The sequence below is a fragment of the Pseudomonas sp. TE12508 genome, from assembly GCF_056279485.1.
On the sequence record NZ_JBWCCN010000009.1, the window covers coordinates 234,325 to 256,748 of the forward strand.

Here is a 22,424-nt window from a genome sequence, read left to right on the forward strand (position 1 = left end):
CTTGGCCTCTCTCGTTCCCACGCTCTGCGTGGGAATGCCTCAATGGACGCTCCGCGTCCGCTTTGGGACGCAGAGCGTCCCGGGCTGCATTCCCACGCAGAGCGTGGGAACGATCAGTGTCAGGGGGCTAGCGGCGGGTTACTGCGCCAACCACCCACCATCAATATTCCACGCAGCGCCACGCACCTGGCTACCGGCTTCGCTGCATAAAAACAGCACCAACTCACCCAGCTGCGGCGGCGTCACGAATTCCAGCGACGGCTGCTTCTCGGCCAGCAAATCATGTTGCGCCTGCTGCGGGTCGATCCCGGTCGCGGCGCGATCATCGATCTGCTTTTGCACCAGCGGCGTCAGCACCCAACCCGGGCAGATGGCGTTGCAGGTGACGTTCGTCGTGGCGGTTTCCAGGCCGACCACCTTGGTCAGGCCGATCACACCATGCTTGGCCGCAACGTACGCCGCCTTGCCCACTGAACCGACCTGGCCATGCACTGACGCGATGTTGATGATCCGACCCCAGCCCTTGGTGCGCATCCCCGGCAAGCTCAAACGGGTACTGTGAAACACCGACGACAGATTGATCGCAATGATCGAGTCCCAGCGCTCCACCGGAAAATCTTCCACCGACGCCACGTGCTGGATGCCCGCGTTGTTGACCAGGATATCCACGCCGCCGAACTCCCGCTCGGCGTACTCGATCATGTCGGCGATCTGCGCCGGGTCGCTGACGTCGGCGGGGTGATGGCCGACCTTACCGCCGAATTTTTCGATTTCGGCAACCACCGAGGATGCATCGCCGAAACCGTTGAGGATTAGGTTGGCGCCAGCCTTGGCCAGGCTCAGGGCGATCCCAAGGCCGATGCCGCTGGTGGAACCGGTGACCAGTGCGGTCTTGCCCGAAAGAGTCGTCATGAATACCTCACACAATGCCAGTGGCGTAGAAAGTACCGATCACCACAAAAACAGCGAGTGTCTTGATCAGCGTAATACAGAAAATGTCTTTGTAGGCCTCGCGGTGGGTCAAACCGGTGACCGCCAGCAACGTAATCACCGCGCCGTTGTGCGGCAGGGTGTCCATGCCGCCACTGGCCATCGCGGCGACCCGGTGCAGCACTTCCAGCGGAATATTGGCGGCGTGGGCAGCACTGATGAATGTCTCGGACATTGCCGCCAGGGCAATGCTCATGCCGCCCGACGCCGAACCGGTGATGCCGGCCAGCAGGGTCACGGTAATCGCTTCGTTGACCAGCGGGTTGGGAATGCTTTTGAGCCAGCCGGACAGCACCAGAAAACCCGGTAGCGACGCGATCACTGCACCGAAACCGTATTCCGACGCGGTGTTCATCGCCGCCAGCAGCGCGCCGCTGACCGCACTTTTACTGCCTTCGGCCAACTTGCCGCGAATCGTCTGAAAGGCGAACACCAGCACCATGACGATGCCCACCAGCAAGGCTGCCTGGACCGCCCAGATCGCGGTCAGTTTGGCGATGTCGGTGGTCACCGGTGCTGCCATGCCTGGCAACGAGAGGCTGTGAGTCTTGCCGTACCACAGCGGAATCCAGCGGGTGAACAGCAGGTTCATCAGGCCCACCATCAACAGTGGCGACAGCGCGATCCAGGGGTTGGGCAGCTTGATGTCCGGTGCGGTTTCCGGCTCGTTGCGCAGCGCTGAACCATACCCTTCACCACTGCGCTGGGCCTTGTTGCGCTGGCTTTGAAGGAACAGCATGCCGGCGCAGAACACGAAAATCGTGCCGATCACACCCAGCCACGGCGCGGCCCAGGCGGTGGTGTTGAAGAAGGTGCTGGGGATGATGTTCTGGATCTGCGGCGTGCCGGGCAGGGCGTCCATGGTGAACGAAAACGCGCCGAGGGCGATGGTCGCCGGGATCAGGCGCTTGGGGATATTGCTCTGGCGGAACATCTCGGCGGCAAACGGGTAGACCGCAAACACCACCACAAACAGCGACACGCCGCCGTAAGTGAGCAGGGCGCAGACCAGCACGATCACCAGCATCGCCTGGCGAGTGCCGAGCAAGCGAATGGCTGCTGCGACGATGGAGCGGGAGAAGCCCGACAACTCGATCAGCTTGCCGAACACGGCACCGAGCAGGAACACCGGGAAATACAGTTTGACGAAACCGACCATTTTTTCCATGAACACCCCGGTGAAGACGGGGGCAACGGCGGAAGGGTCGGTGAGCAGGACGGCGCCGAGGGCGGCGATCGGGGCAAAGAGGATAACGCTGTAGCCACGGTAAGCAGCCACCATCAGCAGCGTGAGGGCTGCCAAGGCAATGATCACACTCATGGTGTGTCTCCTTCGATTGTTATTTTTGTAGGGTGAAGCTTTGTGGGAAGGGCTATAGCGAGTTTCGTGCCAGATATATAAGTTGCTGAAATATAAAGGATTTATATTTTTTCTGAATGTTGTGGAGGATGTTTGTCTCTGTTTGGAGACGGTTGAGCGCCTTAAAAGATCGCAGCCTTCGGCAGCTCCTACAGGGAAACGCAGAAATCACCGTAGGAGCGGCCGAAGGCTGCGATCTTTTGATCTTGAAAATAGATCTACAAATAGAGATGCGTGTCTCTTTATGGAGACTCAGCAATCCCCAACGCCACCATTTTCTTGTACAACGTCGACCGCCCCAGCCCCAAACGCGCCGCCGCTTCAATAACCTTCCCACCGCATTGCGCGAGGGCGGTTTCAATCAACTGCCGATCAAACCGTTCGCGAGCTTCACTGAAAGTCTCATGGGCAACCGGCTCGATGGCCAAGGGCGCCACACGTTGCACCGGGATAAAACTGCCAATCGCCGCGCGGATATCCCCCACGTTCAGCATCAAATCATCACTGAGCAACGCCGCGCGCTCCAGAACATTGCGCAGTTCGCGGATGTTCCCCGGCCAGGCGTGTTGACCCAACAAATCCAAAGCTTCGGGGTTCAGTTCGTGCTGACTGCGCAACTCTTCGAGAATCGCTTCGCTGAGGGCCGGCAGGTCGTCGAGGCGATCACGCAGGGGCGGGACCTGAATCGGCAGCACATTGAGGCGGTAATACAAATCGGCACGAAACTCGCCGCGTTTGATCGCCGCTTCCAGATCGGTGGAAGTCGCCGCGATCACTCGCACATCGCTCTGGATCACTTCGTTGGAGCCTACGGGCTCGAATTCCTTTTCCTGCAACACCCGCAGCAACTTGCTTTGCAGCGGCAGCGGCATGTCGCCGATCTCATCGAGAAACAGCGTGCCGCCCTGAGCGATTTGCAACTTGCCGGTGCGACCCTTGCGATCGGCGCCGGTGAATGCGCCGGGGGCGGTGCCAAAGAACTCGGCTTCCAGCAGCGACTCGGGGATCGCCGCGCTGTTGATGCTGACGAACGCTTTGTGCGCCCGAGGCGAGGCGCCGTGAATCGCTTGGGCCAGCAGCTCCTTGCCGGTACCGGTTTCGCCCAGCAGCAACACCGGAGACTCGGCACTGGCGCTGCGCCGGGCGCGGCGTTTGACTTCCAGGCTGGCGGCGCTGGTGCCGATGAAATGGGCGAAGTTGTACTTGGTCTGCCGTGCCCGCAGCAGCGAGCGGGTGGAGGCGAGTTCTTCCTGCATGCTCAGGTAGCGCTTGAGCATCGGCGACAGGCTGCGCAATTCATCGAACAGGGCAAAGCCGATAGCGCCAATCACTGCGCCGGCATCGTCGTGAATCGGCAGGCGCATCACCACCAGCGGTTCCTTGGGGGTGTCCTGCATGTCCAGCAGGATGGGGCGTCCGGTGCGCACCACCTCACGCAACAGGCTGCCGGGGATCACACTTTCACAGGCCCGGCCGATCGCACCTGCGGCCGATTCGAGACCGAAACGCCGGGCATAACGCTCGTTCATCCAGACGATGTTCGCGTCGCGATCGACAATCACCGTGCCTTCGCTCGATTGCTCGATGATTTCGAACAGCGAGCGGATCGCCAGGGTACGAACGCGCTGGTAGTCCTTGAGGCTTTCGGTGGTGTTCATCGGTGTCATATCCAGAATGTGTGGTGTTTGTTCGGGCCCCATCGCGAGCAGGCTCGCTCCCACAGTCGATCTGTGTCGTTCACAAATCCCCTGTGGGAGCGAGCCTGCTCGCGATGGCCGCTACACGGTCCAACGACATGACGCCGATTATGCCCACCCCGGATGCGCCGCCGCCAACAGCTCTTTGGTGTAGGGATGCTGCGGCGAGTCGAATACATCGTGGCTGGCACCGCTTTCCACCACTTTACCGTCCTTGATCACGATCATGTCGTGGGCCAGGGCGCGTATCACCGCCAGGTCGTGACTGATGAACAGGTAGGTCAGGCCGTATTTTTCCTGAAGCTGGCGGAGCAGGGCGACCACTTGTTTTTGCACCGTGCGATCCAGCGCCGAGGTCGGTTCGTCGAGCAGGATCAGCGCCGGTTTCAGCACCAGTGCGCGGGCAATGGCGATGCGCTGGCGTTGGCCGCCGGAGAACTCGTGCGGGTAGCGATGACGGCTTTGCGGGTCGAGCCCGACTTCTTCCAGCACCCGGATCACCTGGGCTTCGCATTCGTCAGGGGTGGACTGGCTGTGAACCTCAAGGCCTTCACTGATGATCTGCGCCACGGACATTCGCGGGCTGAGACTGCCGAAGGGGTCCTGGAACACCACCTGCATCTTCTTGCGCCACGGTCGCAGCTGCTTTTGCGTCAAGCCATCGAGGGCCTCGCCCTGAAAGCGAATGCTGCCTTGCGAATCGAGCAAGCGCAGGATCGCCTGACCGAGGGTGGACTTGCCCGAACCGGACTCGCCGACGATGCCCAGCGTCTTGCCACGCTGAACATTCAGACTGATGCCATCCACCGCGCGCAGGTAAGTTTTACGCTGGAACAGGCCGCCACCGATGGCGAAATGCACCTGCAAATTATCCACTTCCAGCACTTTTTCACGCTCGTCCCGGGGCAGGGCTTCACCTTCCGGTTCGGCGTGCAGTAATACGCAGCTATAAGGATGTTTCGGCTCGGTGAACAGTGTCTCGCAAGGCGCCTGTTCGACGATTTCCCCGGCCTTCATCACGCACACCCGCTGGGCGATGCTGCGCACCAGATTGAGGTCGTGGCTGATCAACAGCAGCGACATGCCGAGCCGCTGTTGCAGGGATTTGAGCAGCAGCAGGATCTTGCGTTGCACCGTCACATCCAGCGCGGTGGTCGGCTCGTCGGCGATCAGCAATTCCGGTTCGCAGGCCAGGGCCATGGCGATCATCACCCGTTGTCGCTGGCCGCCAGAGAGTTGATGGGGATAAGCCTTGAGCCGTTCTTCGGGCTTCTGGATGCCTACCAGTTGCAGCAACTCGAGAATCCTTGCTTGCGCCGCTTTGCCGCCCAACCCTCGGTGCAGCAGCAGGGTTTCGCCGATCTGCTTTTCAACGCTGTGCAGCGGATTGAGGGAGGTCATCGGCTCCTGGAAGATCATCGCGATCCGGTTGCCGCGCAGCTCGCGCAAGGTCTTGACGTCGGTGCCGATCAATTCCTGGCCGCGATAGCGAATGCTGCCGGTGGTTTCAGTGCCGGTCTCGGGCAGCAGTTGCAGGATCGAGTGGGCGGTCACCGACTTGCCGGAACCCGATTCGCCGACTAGCGCCAGGCATTCGCCGGGGCGGATGTCCAGGCACAGGTTGCGCACCACTGTCTGGCCGCTGAAGGCCACGTTGAGGTCACGGATTTCGATCAGGTTGTCAGTCATATCACCAGTCCGTGTCATGGTTGTCGATCAAGAGCGTGGATCAAAGGCATCACGTAATGCCTCGCCGATGAACACCAGTAGAGAAAGAATCAGCGCCAGGGTGAAAAATGCCGTCAGCCCCAGCCATGGTGCTTGCAGGTTCTGCTTGCCCTGACCGATCAATTCGCCCAGGGACGCACTGCCAGCCGGCATGCCGAAGCCGAGAAAATCCAGCGCAGTGAGGGTGGAAATCGCCCCGGTCAAAATGAACGGCAAATAGCTCAGGGTGGCGTTCATCGCGTTGGGCAGAATGTGCCGCACGATCACCTTGCGGTCGGTCAGGCCCAGCGCACGGGCGGCCTTGACGTATTCGAGGTTGCGCCCGCGCAGGAACTCGGCGCGCACCACGTCCACCAGGGCCAGCCAGGAAAACAGCGCCATGATCCCCAGCAGCCACCAGAAATTCGGCTCGACGAAGCCCGACAGAATGATCAGCAGGTACAGCACCGGCAGCCCTGACCAGACTTCCAGCAGGCGCTGGCCGAGCAGGTCAACCCAACCGCCGTAGTAGCCTTGCAGCGCACCGGCGGCGATGCCGATCAACGCGCTGATGAAGGTCAGCGCCAGCGCGAACAGAATCGACACCCGTGCCCCGAAAATCACCCGGGCCAGCACGTCCCGGGCCTGATCGTCAGTGCCCAGCCAGTTGACCTTCGACGGCGGGCTCGGCGCGGGTTGATTGAGGTCGTAATTGGGCGTGTCGTCGCTGAACGGGATCGGTGGGAACAGTATCCAGCCGCCATCCTTGTGGATCAGCTTCTGTACGTAATCGCTGCGGTAATCGGCCTGGAACGGCAGTTGCCCACCAAACTCCTGTTCGGTGTGGCGTTTGAACGCCGGGAAGTACAACGAGCCCTGATAACTGACCATCAGTGGTTTGTCGTTGGCGATCAATTCGCCGCCCAGAGTCAGCAGGAACAGGCCGATAAACAACCACAGCGACCACCAGCCCCGGCGGTTTTTCTTGAAGCGGTCGAAACGGCGACGGCCCAGCGGCGAGAGCTTGAACATCAGGCGTTCCTCGCGGCGAAGTCGATACGCGGGTCGACCAGGGTGTAGCAAAGGTCGCCGATGAGTTTTATCAGCAGGCCGAACAAGGTGAAGATGAACAGCGAACCGAATACCACCGGATAGTCCCGTGAAACCGCGGCTTCGTAACTCATGCGACCCAGGCCATCGAGGGAGAAAATCACTTCGATCAGCAGTGAGCCGGCAAAAAATACGCTGATGAAGGCCTGCGGAATTCCTGACACCACCAGCAGCATGGCGTTGCGAAACACATGACCGTAAAGCACCCGGCGTTCGCTCAAGCCCTTGGCTCGGGCGGTGACCACGTATTGGCGAGTGATTTCATTGAGGAAGGAGTTCTTGGTGAGGATGGTCAGGGTGGCGAAACCGCCAACCACCAGCGCTGTCACTGGTAGCACCAGGTGCCAGAAGTAATCGGTGATTTTGCCCAGGGTCGACAGCGACTCGAAATTGTCCGAGACCAGGCCGCGCACCGGGAACCAGTTGAATGAGGTGCCGCCGGCGAACACCACGATCAGGAACATCGCGAACAGGAAGGCCGGCATGGCGTAACCGATGATGATCGCGGTGCTGCTCCAGATATCGAAATGGCTGCCATGATGCACGGCCTTGCGAATGCCCAGGGGAATCGACACCAGATAAGTGATCAACGTGGCCCAGAGCCCGAGAGAAATGGTCACCGGCATTTTTTCCAGGATCAGGTCGGTGACCGTGGCACCACGGAAAAAGCTCTTGCCGAAGTCGAGGCGGGCGTAGCTCTTGAGCATCAGCCACAGGCGTTCCGGTGCCGGCTTATCGAAGCCGTATTGCTTTTCAATCTCCTTGATCAGCTGCGGGTCGAGCCCACGGCTGGCCCGTGAACTGCCATGCATGGTTTCGCTGGAACCGCCACCGACACTCGCACCGCCAATGCCCTGCAACTGCGCGATGGCCTGTTCCACCGGGCCACCGGGTGCGGCCTGGACGATGACGAAATTGACCAGAAGAATGATCACCAGTGTCGGAATGATCAGCAGCAAACGCCGCAGTATGTAAGCCCACATCAGCGCGGCCCTCCGGGTTGGCCGCGTTTGATCAGTTCGGCGGTCATCTGTTCGTTAGTCAGGGGCGTGGTGCTCACTTCCCACCAACTCTCGATGGCTGCGTCATTGCTCGCCTGTACAGAGGGAATGCCGAAGCGGTTCCACCACACGGTCGAGCTGCCTGGCGGGTAATAATTGGGAATCCAATAGAAGTTCCATTGCAGGACGCGGTCCAGGGCATGGGCATAGCGCAGCATGTCAGCCTGGGTGGTGGCGCGAACCAGGCCGTTGACCAGCGTATCGACCGCCGGGTTCTTCAGCACCATATAGTTGTTGGAACCGGGATCGTTGGCCGCCGCCGAGCCAAAGTAGTTGTACAGCTCGTTGCCCGGCGAAGTGGTGACCGGGTAGCCGGTGACAATCATGTCGTAGTCCCGGGACATCAGGCGGTTGACGTACTGGGACGCGTCGATGCGCCGAATATTCAGGTCGATGCCGATTTGTTTCAGGGTGCGTTTATAAGGCAACAGCAGTCGGTCCATGCCGTTCTGGCTGACCAGGAAAGTGAAGCTCAGTGGTTGACCTTGGGCGTTGACCAATTGATCGCCATCGGGTTTCCACCCGGCTTGTTCGAGCAAACCCAGTGCTTGCAACTGTTTGTCGCGAATCACGCCGCTGCCGTCGGTTTTCGGCGCTTCGAAGACCTGGGTGAAGACTTCGTCGGGGATCTGCCCGCGCAGGGGTTCCAGAATCGCCCGTTCGCCTGCGTCAGGCAGTTCTCGGGCAGCGAGGTCGGTGTTGGAAAAGTAGCTCTGCTGGCGGATGTACATCTCGCGCATCATCTGCCGGTTGCTCCACTCGAAATCCCAGAGCATGGCCAGGGCCTGACGCACGCGACGGTCCTGGAACATCGGGTTTTGCAGGTTGAACACAAAACCCTGGGCCGATTGCGGTGCCTCTTTGGCCAAGTGAGCCTTTTGCAGGCGACCGTCGCTCAGGGCCGGGCTTTCGTAGAGGATGGAGTAGGCGGTGGCGGAGAATTCGCGGTTGTAGTCGTAGGCGCCACCTCGCAGGACCTGGCGGGCGACATCGGTATCGCCGAAGTACTCGATGCTGAAATGATCGAAGTTGTAGAGGCCACGGCTGACCGGTAAATCCTTGCCCCACCAGTCGGCGTTACGCTCGAAGGTGATGCTGCGCCCGGAGTCGACCTTGCTCACGCGATACGGCCCGCTGCCCAGCGGCGGCTCGTAACCACCGCCGTTGGCAAAGTCGCGGGTTTTCCACCAGTGCTCGGGAAATACCGGCAAGGTCGCGAGGTCCAGGGGCAGGGTACGGTTTTCGTTGCTCTTGAAGTCGAACCGAACGGTGAGTGGTGACTCCACTTCGACGCCTTTGACGTCGGCGAATTGCGTGCGATAGCGCAGGCTGCCCTGAGTCATCAGCAGGTTGAAGGTGTAGCGCACGTCTTCGGCGGTGATCGGCTTGCCGTCGGCGAAACGGGCCTTCGGATTCAGGTAGAAATGCAGGGACAGTCCGTCGTCGGAACGCTCCATCCGTTGGGCGACCAGGCCGTAAACGGTATAGGGCTCGTCCAGCGAACGCTGGGCCAGGGGCGAGTAGATCAAGCCGTCGATCTGCGTGACACCCGTGCCCTTGTCGATGTACGGCAGCATATGGTCGAAATGACCGATTTCCATCGCCGAGCGACGCATCGTGCCGCCCTTGGGCGCTTGCGGGTTGGTGTAGGCGAAATGGCTGAAGCCAGCGGGATACTTCGCCGGTTCACCGTACACGGTCAACGCATGTTGCGGTGCAGCGTTCACACCAACGGCACTTAATAGCAGCGCCACGGCAGTGAACAACAAAGTGGGGAAAGCCAGTCGCATTGTCAGCCTTAGAGCCGGGTGGTGGATAACCACAATTTGTACGCTAGCGGCGCGTCCCTCGCCAGCCGTATCACGTAACGAAAACACAACGGCCCACCAAAAGGCGGGCCGTTGTGTAGCAAACTCAAAGCGCTGATCAGTCCTGACGACTGGTCACTTCCAGCAGGTGGTAACCGAACTGGGTCTTGACCGGGCCTTGCACCACGTTGATCGGCGCGCTGAAGACCACGGTGTCGAATTCCTTGACCATCTGGCCCGGGCCGAACGAACCCAGGTCACCGCCCTGGCGGCTGGAAGGGCAGGAGGAGTTGGCTTTGGCGACTTCGGCGAAGTCGGCACCGGCCTCGATCTGGGCCTTGAGTTCGTTGCACTTTTCTTCGCTGGAAACCAGGATGTGACGGGCAGTGGCTTTGGCCATGGGAAAATACTCCATTCAATGTTCAATAAAATGCGGAGCCTACCGGATTCAGTGGGCTATTTCTTCCCCAAAGTTCCGTCTCTTTCATGCAGCGTTTTAAAGGCCGGCATTTCGCAAGCGTTCGGCATGTTGCACATACAGGGCAATCGGGTCGATACCCTGGCGGACCTGACCGGTTGTCTGGCCGAGGCTATCCAGATGATCCAGCGAATAATCCGAACGGATCACTTTGCCCAGATGGGAACTGAATCGACCGACCATGCCGTCATTGTGCTCGGCTTCGGTGGTGAAATAGTGGGAGAAGGCCCGCAGAAACCCGTGCAGCGGATTGAGTGCATGGAGTCCCTCATCGAGGATGGCTCCCTGCAAAGTGCCGCTCCAGGAATAGTAGCGCACGCCATTGACCTGATCGCGACCCTTGCCGCCCCAGGTTTTTGGCAACCCTTGCGGGTACTTGTCGTTAAAGGCGCCGACGCCTTCGGTGGTCAGTGCATTGAGCGCGGCAATGGCATTTTGCGGCAGATGCCGGTTGCCACTGAGCAATGACAGGAAATCGGCGAACAGCGTGGCCACCGCTCCGGCAACGTGTTCCGGCAGGCGTCCGGGGATCAGCGCCTTACGCAGGAAGTCGGCCAGTTCCGAGCCATGATTCGGCCCGCTGACCGATGTCACCGAGGCGACCACCTCGGGTGCCAGCGCTCCTGCATACCGTGCCGCAAGCGCCCCCTGACTGTGACCGATCAGATTGACTTTGCTTGCACCGGTCCCTAGCAGTACCCGATCGATCTGCGCCAACAGTTGCTCGCCGCGGGTTTCATTGCTGTGGGTAGCCGACAGATGCGGGATGAAGACCCTGGCGCCGGCACTTCTGAGGGCCAGTTTGACGTCATGGAACAATTCCAGGTTGCCGATGCGATCGAAGCCGAAGAGCCCGTGGACCAGCAGGATCGGATAGTGAGTGGTTGCATTCCGTAGCATGTAGATTCCTTTTTCGCAGTAGGCCAAGTGTGTGCTCAAGGGGGCACTCTAAAGCACACCAGCTGCTCGGCGATGTATGAAAAAGCCGCTGTAACCCGATGAAAACGGAATAGAAATAGTGCGAAAGTTCGGATGAACCTGAGGTCTTGGTCGGAATATCTGGACATCTTTTTAACGATGGTTGAACGCTTTTTCGCAATGACCTACTTGTGAAACGTCATTTCTCCGTACAAGCCGACGCCTTTGCCCTGCATCACGAATCAGCGTCGTGGGGTTCAATAGGCTTCGTTCGATGCCGACTTTCAAGGCGGCATTTATTCCAAGGACTGGAGCGTATGAATGACTATTTATGAAGCGGAAAACCTGAATGTTGTAGAGCAATACATGGCGGCACCACGGCTGGACCAGGCGGAGAACGCCATGTTGGATCCATCCGAAAGAAAGGCCATTGTCACTGTTGCGCCTTATCGGGCCATGGCCTGCGGAGACAAGCTGGTCTTGTCCTGGTCAGGTATCGATGCAGAGGGTGCGGCGTATCGGCATGAAGTGTCGCGGTTCGTCAGCGAAGCCCAGGTGGACAGGGTGATTGTCTTTGCTGTGTCGGACGTACACATCGCCGCACTGGACGGCGGGTCGCTTGAGGTTTACTACACGCTGTACAGTGCGCTCCATTGTGAGCCTTTGGAGTCCGGGCGTTTACAGTTGAGCGTCGGTGATGTCAGGCCGGATCTGCTGCCTGTGATTGTGAACGATGCGGTGGGTGGCACACTTGATCCCGACAGGGTCGCCGAGGGCGCCCGCGTTACGATCAAGCCGTATCCCCGGATGGCGGCTGGAGATCGGGTGTTGCTGTCCTGGGCCGGCGGTACGCCACAATCAAGCTTCAATGACACATTGAAAATCGAATCCTTTGCAGTGGGTGGCGAACTGTCGTTCTGGGTAAGTCCCGAGTCTATTACTCCCAACCTTGGTGCAACCATTACGATCAGCTATTGCGTCGAGAAGGAAGGCCAAGAGCCTCGCTTCTCGGAGCCTGCACAGTTGTTGATCGGCCCTCTGGAGCGAGGACCGCTATTGCCTCCCTCTGTGCTGGAGGCCGATGAGGGTTGGCTGGATCTGCAAGATGCGATCGATGGTGTCACCGTCGTGATCGACAATGCCCAGGCAGAAGAGGGTGAGCTGGTTTATCTGAAATGTGACGGGGAGCATTTCAATCATCGTGATGATCGTGAGATCTCAAGGGAAATGGCCGGTCAACCGCTGGTATTTATCGTTCCCTACAGGTTTTGGCGCGAGCATCGGGACTTGACGGTCCGGGTAGCCTATTCGGTCGAGCGTCTCGACGATGTGAGCCAACAGTCCGAAGTCACGTTGGTACAAGTGCAGTCGTAACCGGTTTAAGGCAACCGCCTTCCAGTTATCGCTTGGAGAACTGGAAGGCGGGCACTGGTCACTTTGGCTGTTGGGTACAGCGCTGCGCACGAAGTTGCCCGGCTGCCTGCTGCAACAACCGTTCTGTCCCGGTCCAGCCAAGGCAGCCATCCGTTACCGATACCCCGTAACGCAGCGACGGGCTCAGCGCTTGGCAACCTTCGAACAGATGGCTTTCGATCATCATGCCAATCAACGATCGATCACCCTGCAGGCGCTGTTCAAGCACGTCGTTGAACACCGCTGGCTGACGCAATGGGTCTTTACCGCTGTTGGCGTGGCTGCAATCGACCATGATCCGCGCCGGAATCTTGAGCCGGGTCAAATCGCTGTGCACTTGAGCGATGCTGTCACGGTCGTAGTTCGGCCCGCGATGGCCGCCACGCAATACCAGATGGGTATCGGCGTTGCCTGGTGTCTGGATAATCGCAGGATGCCCCTGGCTATCGACGCCGAAATGACGATGGGGATGGGCGGCCGAGCGCATGGCGTCGCTGGCGATAGCCACACCGCCATCGGTGCCATTCTTGAACCCAACCGGCATGCTCAGGCCGCTGGCCATCTCCCGGTGGATCTGTGATTCGGTGGTACGGGCGCCAATCGCGACCCAGCTCAGCAGGTCGTCGAAGTAGCCGGCGGCCATCGGTTGCAGCAGCTCGGTGGCAACGGGTAAGCCCAGCTGGAGCATTTCGCGCATCAATTCGCGGGACAGCGTCAAACCGCCGGCCATGTCGTCGCTACCATCCAGATGCGGGTCGTAGGCCAGGCCTTTCCATCCCACCGTGGTGCGGGGTTTTTCGACATAGGCGCGCATCACTAACAGCATCTCATCGCTGACTTCGGCAGCTAGACGGGCAAGGTGGGTGGCGTATTCGAGGGCGGAACGGGGATCGTGAATCGAGCACGGACCGACGATGACCAGCAGACGGGAGTCTTCACCGTTGAGGATCGCGCGAACCGCCTGACGGTGGGCGGCGACTTGCTGGGTCAGGGCGTTGCTGAGGGGTAACTGCTGTTTGAGTTGCAATGAGCTGGGCAGACGCAAGGTCAGCGCTTCATTGGCAGGGTTCAAGGTGGACAGCGGCAGAGCAGAGACGGACGAGTTCATATTCGGGTTTCCTGGGCTGGCGGCGGGTTCGTTCCCGCGCGCTCGGCCCTATTGGGGTGTTCGACAATTGGCCGGATTGGCTGCGTGTGTGTGCTTGCCACCTGTGGGTGACCGATCGGAGGCGGCAGGCTGTCCCGAGCGGAGGCTGGTAAATCGCCAGGCGGTAAAACTGTCGTAACGGTAATAAGTGGCGTAGTTCATGTCGTGAATCCTCAAATTGTCTGGTGTGACGCTAAAAATGTTCAGGGCTGAAAAAACAAAACCCCCGGTCGGGAGGCCGACCGGGGGTTGAGAATTCTCTGGTGGCGACCCGTTTAAAGTGGGCGCCGTGTGGGTATCAGGCGCGCCAGTGGCTAAACCAATACCCAAAATAAAAGCTGACCGAAGCACAAACGTCATTCACCCGGGCAGCCGCAACCGAGCGCGCGGCGCTGGCGGTACGAAGCTGTGAGAGGGCGTTGAGCATGGTCTGTCTCCGATGAATGCGCCGAGCTTACTAGAGGCCGGTACGCGGATTCAATCAGAAAATGCTATCGATCATCATGGGCTTTTCTATCGCTTGAGTACGTCGAGGGTTGTGACACACTTTGCGTTGCGCCCAACAACCACAACGTCACAAGGACGAACCATGACGACACTGACCATCGCCGCCGCTCAATCAATCGCCATTGCCGGTGATCTTGCTGCCAATATTGCCGGGCATCAGCGCTTCATGCAGGTTGCCGCGCAACAGGGCGTGCAATTGCTGGTGTTTCCTGAGTTGTCGCTGACCGGCTATGAGCGTGGTCTGGCAGCGGAGCTGGCCATAGCGCCAGACGCCGGGGTGCTGCAACCGCTGCGCGATTTTGCGCGGGAAGTCGGTGTGACGAGTGTCGTCGGGATGCCGATTCGTCTGTCGGGCGATTCGCCGGTATTGATCGGAGCTCTGGTATTGGGCGCTGATGGTTCGCTTGGGGTTTACAGCAAACAGCATCTGCACCCGGGCGAGGAGGTGGCGTTTGCTCCGGGAACGGGCGGTTCGACATTTAAGATCGGTACCGACACCGTCGCGCTGGCGGTCTGCGCCGATTTTTCTCACGCCAGTCACGCGACAGCCGCGGCACGGCAGGGTGCTGATCTTTATGCCGCGGGCGTGTTAATCACAGAAAACGGCTACGCTCCGGATACCGCACTATTGCAAGGCTATGCTTGCACTCACTCGATGGCGGTTCTGATGGCCAATCATGGTGGCGCAACGGGTGGCTGGGAGTCGGCAGGGCGCAGTGCAATCTGGGCGGCGGACGGGACGTTGATTGTGGCGGCGCCGGGTACGGGGAACCTTATGGTCGTTGCTCGCCGCAATGCTGACGGCTGGAAAGGGCAAATCGTGGCTGTGGCGGAGGCTTGAATGGGTTTCGAATTGCGTCCGGCAACCCCGCGGGACCTGGACTTTGCCCGTGACCTGACTTGTCGAAATATGCTTCGCTACTACATTCAACATGAGCTGTTGTGGCTGGACGAGGCCTTCGATGTCGCCTGGGAGGGACGCGAAAACTGGTTGATCGTGCGTGATGACACGCTGATGGGTTATGTCAGCCTGAGCCGTGACGCCAGAGCCTTGTATATCCGCGAATTACATGTGTCAGCAGCGTACCAGGGGCAGGGCGCCGGTTCCTGGGCGATCGATCAGGTATTCGCCATGGCATGCAAGGAACGACGCCCGGCATTGCGTCTGACTGTTTTTGAAAATAACCCGGCGAAAATACTTTACGAGAGAAAGGGCTTGAAGGTGGTCGGCAAGGACCAGTGCTTCCTGAGAATGCAGCGTGATATCAATGGACTGCACCGCTGAAACACACTGGCGGCAAGCCTCGCAAGAAGATTTGACACTTTTTATATGCTACTTGCCGCTAGGTCTGCCAGTTGCTTTTTGCTAAGGTGTCCGACAACCCAATAAGACCAATTCGCGAGGTGTCTGCTTGATTAGGGTGCTAGTAGTCGATGACCATGATCTCGTTCGTACAGGCATTACACGAATGCTGGCTGACATCGATGGCCTGCAAGTAGTCGGTCAGGCCGAGTCAGGGGAGGAATCCCTGCTCAAAGCGCGTGAGTTGAAACCCGATGTGGTGCTGATGGACGTCAAGATGCCCGGGATCGGCGGTCTTGAAGCCACGCGCAAATTATTGCGCAGTCATCCGGACATCAAAGTCGTCGCGGTCACCGTGTGCGAAGAAGATCCGTTTCCTACCCGGTTGTTACAGGCCGGTGCCGCAGGTTACCTGACCAAGGGCGCCGGATTGCCGGAAATGGTCCAGGCTATTCGCCTGGTGTTTGCCGGGCAGCGCTATATCAGCCCGCAGATTGCCCAGCAACTGGCGATCAAGTCGTTCCAGCCAACCAATGATTCGCCCTTCGACGCCTTGTCGGAGCGGGAAATCCAGATTGCGTTGATGATTGTCGGCTGTCAGAAGGTGCAGATCATCTCCGACAAGTTGTGTCTGTCGCCAAAAACAGTGAATACCTACCGTTACCGTATTTTCGAGAAGCTTTCGATCAGCAGCTATGTCGAATTGACGCTGCTGGCGGTTCGTCACGGCATGGTTGATGCCAGCCTCTGAAAATGACTGAAATCTTCGATCCAAGTGCTTTTCTGTCGACGGTCAGTGGTCGGCCGGGCGTCTATCGCATGTTCGACAGTGATGCGCGCCTGCTCTATGTCGGCAAAGCGAAAAATCTCAAGAAGCGTTTGGCGAGCTACTTCCGCAAAGCTGGTCTTGCTCCCAAGACCGCCGCGCTGGTAGGCCGTATCGCCCAGGTCGAAACCACCATCACGGCCAACGAAACCGAGGCCTTGCTGCTTGAGCAGACGCTCATCAAGGAATGGCGTCCGCCGTACAACATCCTGCTGCGCGACGACAAATCCTACCCTTATGTCTTTCTCTCGGATGGCCAGTTCCCACGCTTGAGCATTCATCGCGGGGCGAAAAAGGCCAAGGGCAAATATTTCGGCCCTTATCCCAGCGCCGGGGCGATTCGCGAAAGCCTGAGCCTGCTGCAAAAGGCGTTTTTCGTTCGTCAGTGTGAAGACAGCTTTTACAAGAACCGCGCTCGACCTTGTCTGCAGTACCAGATCAAACGCTGCAAGGCGCCGTGTGTGGGGCTGGTGGAGCCCGAGGTGTATGCCGAAGATGTACGCCACTCGGTGATGTTTCTTGAAGGGCGCAGCAACGCTCTGGCGGACGAGTTGTCTGCGGCTATGGAGGAGGCGGCGGTCAACCTCGAATTCGAGCGCGCCGCCGAGCTGCGTGACCAGATCTCGTTGCTGCGTCGGGTCCAGGACCAGCAAAGCATGGAAGGCGGGACGGGCGATGTCGATGTGATTGCGGCGTTCGTCAATCCAGGTGGCGCCTGTGTGCACCTGATCAGCGTGCGCGGTGGTCGGGTGTTGGGGAGCAAGAACTTCTTTCCGCAGGTGGGTATCGAGGAAGACGTTTCTGAAGTCATGGCAGCGTTTCTTGGCCAATACTTCATCAGCAGTCCTGAACGGGACTTGCCGAGCGAGCTGATCGTCAACGTGGTTCACGAAGACTTTCCGACCCTGATCGCAGCCATCGAAGAGTTGCGCGGTCGTGAATTGACCATCAGCCATCGAGTACGCGGCACCCGGGCGCGCTGGCAGCAATTGGCGGTCACCAATGCCGAGCAAGCGCTAGGCGCACGTTTGGCTAACCGGCAACACGTTGCGGCCCGTTTCGATGCCTTGGCCGAAGTGCTGAAACTGGACGAGCCGCCACAACGTCTTGAGTGCTACGACATCAGCCATTCCAGCGGCGAGGCCACTGTGGCGTCCTGCGTGGTGTTCGGCCCGGAAGGCCCGATCAAGTCCGACTACCGCCGCTATAACATTGAAGGCGTTACCCCGGGCGATGACTATGCCGCGATGCACCAGGCGTTGACCCGGCGCTTCAGTAAATTGAAGGACGGCGAGGGCAAGTTACCGGACATCCTGCTGGTCGACGGCGGCAAAGGTCAACTATCCATGGCCCGTGATGTGCTTAACGAACTGGCTGTGCCCGACCTGATTTTGCTGGGTGTTGCCAAGGGCGCGACGCGCAAGGCCGGTTTTGAAACCCTGTACCTCAACGACGCAGCCCATGAATTCACCTTGCGCGGCGATTCCCCCGCGCTGCATCTGATCCAGCAGATACGCGACGAAGCGCACCGTTTCGCCATTACCGGGCACCGCGCACGTCGTGGCAAAACTCGCCGCACGTCTACACTTGAGGGCGTTGCCGGTGTCGGACCGACACGCCGGCGCGATTTGTTAAAACATTTTGGTGGATTGCAGGAGCTGTCTCGTGCCAGCATCGAAGAGATCGCCAAAGCACCCGGAATCAGCAAAAAGCTCGCAGAGTTGATTTATGCAAATCTGCACAGCGAGTAGAATGCCCAACTCACCTCGTAGCCAGTTGTGCCGATGAATATCCCTAATCTGATTACCGTTCTACGCGTCCTGCTCATCCCGATCTTCATTTTGCTGTTTTACTTGCCTTACCACTGGAGCTATCTGGCGTCCGCCTCGGTCTTCGCCTTTGCCGCCGCGACCGACTGGCTCGACGGGTATCTGGCCCGTCGTCTGGAACAAAGCACACCGTTCGGGGCCTTCCTCGATCCTGTTGCAGACAAGCTGATGGTCGCCGTTGCTCTGGTTCTGCTGGTGCAAGAGCATGGCAATCTGTGGCTCACGCTGCCGGCCGCCGTTATCATCGGTCGCGAAATTGTTGTCTCGGCACTGCGCGAGTGGATGGCCGAACTCGGTGCCCGCGCCCATGTAGCGGTGTCGAACTTGGGCAAATGGAAAACCGCCGCGCAGATGCTGGCGCTGGTGATCCTGCTGGCCAATCCTTCGGACTTCAGCTTCTGGGTTCTGATGGGGTATGCCTTGTTGCTGGTGTCCGCTGGCCTGACGTTGTGGTCCATGGTCCAATACTTGCGGGCTGCCTGGCCGCATCTGAAGACGGACGTGGAAAAGAAATAAACTTTTTTTGAATCAAGGGGTTGACGGGGGATGTGGATTCTATAGAATGCGCCTCACCAAGACGCGGGAATAGCTCAGTTGGTAGAGCACGACCTTGCCAAGGTCGGGGTCGCGAGTTCGAGTCTCGTTTCCCGCTCCAAATATTAAAAAATGGACCTCTGAAAAGAGGTCCATTTTTTTTTGCGTCAAAGAAAATCCCAGGCCTGCATCTTCCTTGGCATCGACGGCCCTCGTTTTTTCGTTAACACGAAAGGTGCGAATCAGGGCGACCTGTTAGTTCCAACGAGTGGGAATTTCTGATGACTACGTTCTCTGACGGCACTGGTGCCCTTCAGATAAGCGAAGTGCGGTTTCGCCGTACCGAACACCGCCACGACCCGCGTAAGCGAGGTGTCGGTGCCGGCGCGAATCTCCATCGGCTCGGAGCTAAGCCAGGTAGAGTCGTTGGGATATTGATTGAGTCGCAAAACATTGACCTTCGATGCAATCAGCGGCGGTCCAGCCACACCGTCTGTGCATTGCAGAACTCACGGACCCCGAAATGTGACAGCTCCCGGCCGAAACCGCTTTTTTTCACGCCGCCGAAGGTGACACGTGGGTCGGTTGCGCAATAGCCATTGATGAACACACCGCCGGTTTCCAGTTCGCCCGCCAGCTTATGGGCAAGCTCGATATCGCGAGTGTAAATGGTTGAGGCAAGTCCGAACTCACTGTCATTGGCCAGCTCTAGGGCATGGGCTGCATCGCGCGCGGTGATGATTGAGGCCACCGGGCCAAACAGTTCCTGTTTGAATGAGGTCATCCGGTCGGTGACATCTGCGAATACGGTGGGCTCATAAAAGTTGCCAGGGCCTTCAGCCTTCTTGCCGCCCATTAACAATGTCGCGCCTTCTTCCAGCGTCTGCTGGACCTGACGATCCAGCTCATCACGAAGATCGAAGCGAGCCATGGGGCCGATGTAGGTGTTTGTGGCCAATGGATCGCCGACGACCAACTCGCGGGTGGCTTCGACGAACTTGTGGGTGAATGCCTCGACAATGCCTTGCTCGACAATCAGGCGTTTGGCGGCCGCGCAGACTTGCCCGGTATTCTGATAGCGGCCGATGACGGCCGCTTTGACCGCTTCGTCGAGGTCGGCATCGTTGAGCACAATGAACGGATCGGAGCCGCCCAATTCCAATACACACTTCTTCAACGCCGCACCGGCTTGAGCGCCGATGGCCATACCCGCTCGCACGCTACCGGTGAGTGTCACAGCGGCGATGCGTGGGTCGGCGATCGCGGTGGAGACGCCGTCCGGCGTGACATTGATGACTTCGAAAACCCCCTCCTCAAAGCCTGCGCGTTTGAAAGCATCCTGCAGCAGATAGGCGCAGCCCATCACGTTGGGCGCATGCTTGAGGACGTAAGTGTTGCCAGCGATCAGCGCTGGAACCGCGCCGCGAAGCACCTGCCAGATAGGAAAGTTCCACGGCATCACGGCGAGAATCGGGCCCAGTGGGCGATATTCGATGCGCGCCTTACCTCCCTCGACCTGGGTGGGTTCGGCGGTCAGCATGGCGGGGCCGTGTTCGGCGTACCACTCGCAGAGCTGCGCACATTTTTCAATTTCACCGCGCGCCTGTGTGGTGGGCTTACCCATTTCCAGGGTGATCATGTTTGCCATCGCTGCGGCGTTGTCGCGCAATGCCTGTGCCAAGGCGATCAACAATTGCGAGCGTTGATCAACGGGTTTGCTGCGCCAGACGCGGAACCCGGCAGCGGCGCGGGTAAGGGCGGCGTCCAGTGTCGAGGCCGATTCGAAAGGGTAGTGACCGATCTGCTCGCCGTTGGCGGGGTTGATCGAAATGGCATGGGTAAGGCCAGAAACGTTAATCATGACACCGTCCTATGAGGTAGGAATGAGTACGCAGCAAACAAAAGCGCCGCCGTTGAGTCAGGTCGCGCGCGCCAGAATGGCGTGCGCGCGACCAATGACTGGTGCGTCGACCATTTGCCCATCCAGCACGAAGACGCCGTCACCTGAGCTGGCGGCTTCGATAATGCGTTGCGCCCAGAGCAGTTCTTCAGGACTGGGTTTTAACGCCTGATGGATGATCGCCACCTGGCTCGGATGGATGCACAACGCGCCGCCAAAGCCCATGTCGCGGGCAAATTGAACGGTGTTGTGCAGGCCAGCGGTGTCCTGGATTGAGGGGAAGACACCGTCCAGCGCCGGGGCCAGTCCAGCAACCCGTGTGCAGAGCAACACGGCGTAGCGGGCGTGGCTGAGAATCTCTTCGGCAGCACGGCTGCCGGCGGTCAGGTTCAGATCCAGGCCCAGGTCGAGGCTGCCGAACGACAAGCGTTCAACGCCTTGGGCGCTGGCAATCGAGCTGAGTGCCGCCAAGCCTTTGGCGCTCTCGATGATCGGCCAGATCGGTTTGCCGGTGCTCCCCGCGGTGGACACTTGCGCCGCGCTTTCTGCTTTGGGTAGCAGAATGGCGGTCACGCCGGCATGCCGACGGCAAAGATCCAGATCCGCGGCGTGCGCCCAGTGCTCCGGGGCATTCACCCGAACCAGCACTTGAGCTTCGGGGTGTTCACTCAAGAAGCGCTCAAGGTTATCCCGGGCCTGCTCTTTGAGGTTTTCCTGCACGGCATCTTCGAGGTCGACAATCACCCGGTCCGCGCCAGTGGCGATGGCTTTGGGGATGCGCTCTGGACGGGTGGCCGGCACAAACAGGGCGGAGCGAACAATCGATGGACTCATGGTGTTTCTCCCTGGCTGAACTCGACTTCACCGATCTGCGCGGTGCCGTCCTGATTGCCTGCCCAGACCTGCGCCTTGCCACTGTCAATCAAGCGTCCGCCGACCTCGAAAGGTTGCGGCGAAATCAGCGGTCGGACCCCTCGGAAGGTGAAGCGCTTCAAGCGCGCGGACGGGTGCGCTTTGGTAAAGGCACGCAGGTTCAACGTGGCAATCAATGGACCATGCACCACCAGTCCCGGATAGCCTTCGGTCTCTGTGACGTAAGGCCAGTCATAGTGAATCCGGTGGCCATTGAAGGTGACCGCGGAATAGCGGAACAGCAGGGTCGCGGACGGCTCGACCGGTTCCTGCCATTGGCCCTCGGGGAGCGCTTCGGTGCCGTTCAGTTTGGGTGGTGTCGGTTCGCGGTAGACGATGTCCTGCTCATCTTGCAGGGCGCGTTGGCCGTCCTGGAGATACTCATGGCGCACCGTGACAAACAGCAGTGAACCGGTGCGGCCGAGCTTTTCTTCGACGTTGAGGATGGTCGAAACACAGGTCACATCCGCCTCCACCTTCAAAGGCTGGTAGAACTCGATTCGGCTACCTGCCCACATGCGATTGCGGTTGTGCGCCGGAGGCAAGAAACCACCCAGCGCCGGATGACCGTCAGGGCCCAGTTCGCTGGCTGCAACCGGCTCTTGAAAGAACGCCCAGTGCCACAGTGGCGGCAGCGTTTCGCCAGGCAGCGGTGCCACTTCGCTCAAGGTTGCGGCAATGCGTTTAACCAGGTTGAAGCTGATCCGGTCCTGGCTTTCCTGACGACGTCCGATCCACGCTGAAAAATCGATATTGCTCATAAATTTCGCTCCTGTCGGTCGGTGATCAGGCCAGGGCGGCCATTTCTGGAATCGCTTCGAACAAATCCGCCACCAGGCCGTAATCGGCCACCTGGAAGATCGGCGCTTCTTCGTCCTTGTTGATCGCAACGATCACTTTGGAGTCTTTCATGCCGGCCAGGTG

The 22,424-nt window shown here is 59.2% G+C and carries 19 protein-coding genes, 1 tRNA gene and 1 pseudogene; 7 read left to right on the forward strand and 14 right to left on the reverse strand.

Annotated features, from left to right (window positions below; translation table 11 throughout):
- Positions 1-138 precede the first annotated feature (138 nt).
- The 9 genes from hbdH to ACZ9IM_RS15040 all read right to left on the reverse strand — a co-directional run bounded on the left by hbdH (position 139) and on the right by ACZ9IM_RS15040 (position 11,111).
- Positions 139-912, reverse strand: a complete 774-nt coding sequence (hbdH, locus tag ACZ9IM_RS15000) for a 3-hydroxybutyrate dehydrogenase (RefSeq protein ID WP_476224334.1) — start codon at positions 910-912, stop codon at positions 139-141.
- A gap of 7 nt (positions 913-919) precedes the next feature.
- A complete protein-coding gene (locus ACZ9IM_RS15005) occupies positions 920-2,311 on the reverse strand; it encodes a GntP family permease (RefSeq protein WP_063340146.1) in 1,392 nt (463 codons plus the stop codon).
- Positions 2,312-2,592: 281 nt separating this feature from the next.
- On the reverse strand, positions 2,593-4,008 hold the full coding sequence (locus ACZ9IM_RS15010) for a sigma-54 interaction domain-containing protein (RefSeq protein ID WP_476224335.1): 1,416 nt from the start codon (positions 4,006-4,008) through the stop codon (positions 2,593-2,595).
- A gap of 147 nt (positions 4,009-4,155) precedes the next feature.
- Complete coding sequence (locus ACZ9IM_RS15015) at positions 4,156-5,736, reverse strand: ABC transporter ATP-binding protein (RefSeq protein WP_476224336.1); 1,581 nt, start codon at positions 5,734-5,736, stop codon at positions 4,156-4,158.
- A 27-nt stretch (positions 5,737-5,763) separates the two neighbouring features.
- Complete coding sequence (locus ACZ9IM_RS15020) at positions 5,764-6,786, reverse strand: ABC transporter permease (RefSeq protein ID WP_008006878.1); 1,023 nt, start codon at positions 6,784-6,786, stop codon at positions 5,764-5,766.
- The gene (locus ACZ9IM_RS15025; protein WP_476224337.1) at positions 6,786-7,847 is read right to left on the reverse strand and encodes a microcin C ABC transporter permease YejB; all 1,062 of its coding nucleotides are present in this window, start codon (positions 7,845-7,847) and stop codon (positions 6,786-6,788) included. Before ACZ9IM_RS15025 ends, ACZ9IM_RS15020 begins: the two co-directional genes overlap by 1 nt.
- Positions 7,847-9,715 (reverse strand): extracellular solute-binding protein, encoded by a 1,869-nt coding sequence (locus ACZ9IM_RS15030; RefSeq protein WP_476224338.1) that lies wholly within the window; start codon positions 9,713-9,715, stop codon positions 7,847-7,849. Before ACZ9IM_RS15030 ends, ACZ9IM_RS15025 begins: the two co-directional genes overlap by 1 nt.
- Before the next feature lie 136 nt (positions 9,716-9,851).
- On the reverse strand, positions 9,852-10,133 hold the full coding sequence (locus tag ACZ9IM_RS15035; RefSeq protein ID WP_007898306.1) for a peptidylprolyl isomerase: 282 nt from the start codon (positions 10,131-10,133) through the stop codon (positions 9,852-9,854).
- Positions 10,134-10,229: 96 nt separating this feature from the next.
- The gene (locus tag ACZ9IM_RS15040; protein WP_476224339.1) at positions 10,230-11,111 is read right to left on the reverse strand and encodes an esterase/lipase family protein; all 882 of its coding nucleotides are present in this window, start codon (positions 11,109-11,111) and stop codon (positions 10,230-10,232) included.
- Between the two features lie 339 nt (positions 11,112-11,450).
- On the opposite strand from ACZ9IM_RS15040, the gene ACZ9IM_RS15045 reads away from it, so the two are divergent.
- Complete coding sequence (locus ACZ9IM_RS15045; RefSeq protein ID WP_476224340.1) at positions 11,451-12,503, forward strand: hypothetical protein; 1,053 nt, start codon at positions 11,451-11,453, stop codon at positions 12,501-12,503.
- Between the two features lie 58 nt (positions 12,504-12,561).
- On the opposite strand, the gene ACZ9IM_RS15050 is transcribed toward ACZ9IM_RS15045, so the two are convergent.
- Positions 12,562-13,650 carry a 3-deoxy-7-phosphoheptulonate synthase gene (locus ACZ9IM_RS15050; RefSeq protein ID WP_476224341.1) on the reverse strand — a complete coding sequence of 363 codons (1,089 nt, stop codon included), beginning with the start codon at positions 13,648-13,650 and terminating at the stop codon, positions 12,562-12,564.
- A gap of 628 nt (positions 13,651-14,278) precedes the next feature.
- Here ACZ9IM_RS15050 and ACZ9IM_RS15055 point away from each other — a divergent pair.
- From ACZ9IM_RS15055 to ACZ9IM_RS15080, 6 genes are all read left to right on the forward strand, one after another.
- Complete coding sequence (locus ACZ9IM_RS15055) at positions 14,279-15,037, forward strand: carbon-nitrogen hydrolase family protein (RefSeq protein WP_476224342.1); 759 nt, start codon at positions 14,279-14,281, stop codon at positions 15,035-15,037.
- Positions 15,038-15,481: a GNAT family N-acetyltransferase gene (locus ACZ9IM_RS15060; RefSeq protein WP_427623196.1), complete on the forward strand. Its 444-nt coding sequence runs from the start codon at positions 15,038-15,040 to the stop codon at positions 15,479-15,481. It begins immediately after the preceding gene.
- Positions 15,482-15,608: 127 nt separating this feature from the next.
- Positions 15,609-16,250 (forward strand): response regulator transcription factor GacA, encoded by a 642-nt coding sequence (gacA, locus tag ACZ9IM_RS15065; protein WP_476224343.1) that lies wholly within the window; start codon positions 15,609-15,611, stop codon positions 16,248-16,250.
- 2 nt (positions 16,251-16,252) lie between these two features.
- Positions 16,253-18,076, forward strand: coding sequence for an excinuclease ABC subunit UvrC (uvrC, locus tag ACZ9IM_RS15070; protein WP_008066868.1), 1,824 nt, complete (start codon positions 16,253-16,255; stop codon positions 18,074-18,076).
- Between the two features lie 33 nt (positions 18,077-18,109).
- Positions 18,110-18,670 carry a CDP-diacylglycerol--glycerol-3-phosphate 3-phosphatidyltransferase gene (pgsA, locus tag ACZ9IM_RS15075; RefSeq protein ID WP_008066866.1) on the forward strand — a complete coding sequence of 187 codons (561 nt, stop codon included), beginning with the start codon at positions 18,110-18,112 and terminating at the stop codon, positions 18,668-18,670.
- Positions 18,671-18,733: 63 nt separating this feature from the next.
- Positions 18,734-18,809, forward strand: a tRNA-Gly gene (locus ACZ9IM_RS15080).
- A 348-nt stretch (positions 18,810-19,157) separates the two neighbouring features.
- Here ACZ9IM_RS15080 and ACZ9IM_RS15085 read toward each other — a convergent pair.
- The 4 genes and pseudogenes from ACZ9IM_RS15085 to ACZ9IM_RS15100 form a co-directional block, all read right to left on the reverse strand.
- The gene (locus tag ACZ9IM_RS15085; RefSeq protein ID WP_476224344.1) at positions 19,158-20,549 is read right to left on the reverse strand and encodes an aldehyde dehydrogenase family protein; all 1,392 of its coding nucleotides are present in this window, start codon (positions 20,547-20,549) and stop codon (positions 19,158-19,160) included.
- Positions 20,550-20,606: 57 nt separating this feature from the next.
- Entirely contained in the window at positions 20,607-21,422 is an 816-nt protein-coding gene (locus ACZ9IM_RS15090) for an HpcH/HpaI aldolase/citrate lyase family protein (RefSeq protein ID WP_476224345.1), read from the reverse strand.
- Positions 21,419-22,261 carry an HTD2 family dehydratase gene (locus ACZ9IM_RS15095; RefSeq protein ID WP_476224346.1) on the reverse strand — a complete coding sequence of 281 codons (843 nt, stop codon included), beginning with the start codon at positions 22,259-22,261 and terminating at the stop codon, positions 21,419-21,421. Before ACZ9IM_RS15095 ends, ACZ9IM_RS15090 begins: the two co-directional genes overlap by 4 nt.
- Positions 22,262-22,286: 25 nt before the next feature.
- Positions 22,287-22,424, reverse strand: a pseudogene (locus ACZ9IM_RS15100) (electron transfer flavoprotein subunit alpha/FixB family protein); the annotation flags it as partial.